Source organism: Burkholderia sp. Cy-637 (genome assembly GCF_011753175.1).
GTDB classification, from domain to species: Bacteria; Pseudomonadota; Gammaproteobacteria; order Burkholderiales; family Burkholderiaceae; genus Burkholderia; species Burkholderia gladioli.
This window is the reverse complement of the sequence record NZ_VWWC01000408.1, coordinates 1-828: the sequence shown is the minus strand read 5'-3', so window position 1 is coordinate 828 and position 828 is coordinate 1. Positions and strand designations below refer to the sequence as shown.

Genomic DNA, 828 nt, shown 5'->3' with positions numbered 1-828 from the left:
TCGTGGCCGACCAGCTTGGCGCCGGCCTTCACGATGCTGACCGCGTAACCCGCGCGGCGGTTGCGGATCTTCAGGTAGGGCAGGAAGAACTCGTCGATCAGCTTGCCGACGGTGGCGTGATCGTCGGCGGCGATCGCGCGGTAGAAGTCCATCGCCGTCTTCGGGATGAAGTTGAACACCGCCGACGAATAGACCGGCACGCCCAGCGCCTTGTAGGCCGCGGCATAGACTTCCGCGGTCGGCAGGCCGCCCAGGTAGGCGAAGCGATCGCCCAGGCGACGGCGGATGGTCACCATCGACTCGATCTCGCCCACGCCGTCCTTGAAGCCGATCAGGTTCGGGCAACGCTCGGCCAGGCGCTCGAGCATGTCGGCGTTGAGCTTGGAATTGGCGCGGTTGTAGATGATCACGCCGATGTCCGGCACGGCCTTGCAGACCTGCTCGGCGTGATCGGCGATGCCTTCCTGCGAGGCTTCGGTCAGGTAATGCGGCATCAGCAGCACGCCGTTGGCGCCCAGGCGCTGGGCTTCCCTGGCGTATTCGATGGCCACGCGGGTGGGGCCGCCTGCGCCGGCCAGGATCGGCACCTTGCCCTTGCAGGTTTCGGCGGCGGTGCGCACCACGTTCGAGTAGTCGTCGCGGGTCAGCGAGAAGAACTCGCCCGTGCCGCCGGCCACGAACAGCGCCGAGGCGCCGTAGGGGGCGAGCCATTCGAGGCGCTCGACATAGGTGCTCGGGCGGAAGTTGCCCTCGGCGTCGAAGTCGGTGACGGGGAAGGACAGCAGGCCTTCCGAGATGATCTGCTTGAGTTCCTGAGGCGTGGTCATG

The 828-nt window shown here is 66.8% G+C and carries 1 protein-coding gene; it reads right to left on the bottom strand.

The annotated features are described in order from the left end of the window. A partial coding sequence (gene kdgD / locus F3J10_RS35890) for a 5-dehydro-4-deoxyglucarate dehydratase (RefSeq protein WP_167244071.1) occupies window positions 1-827 on the bottom strand: 827 nt, incomplete at its 3' end. Window position 828 lies beyond the last annotated feature (1 nt).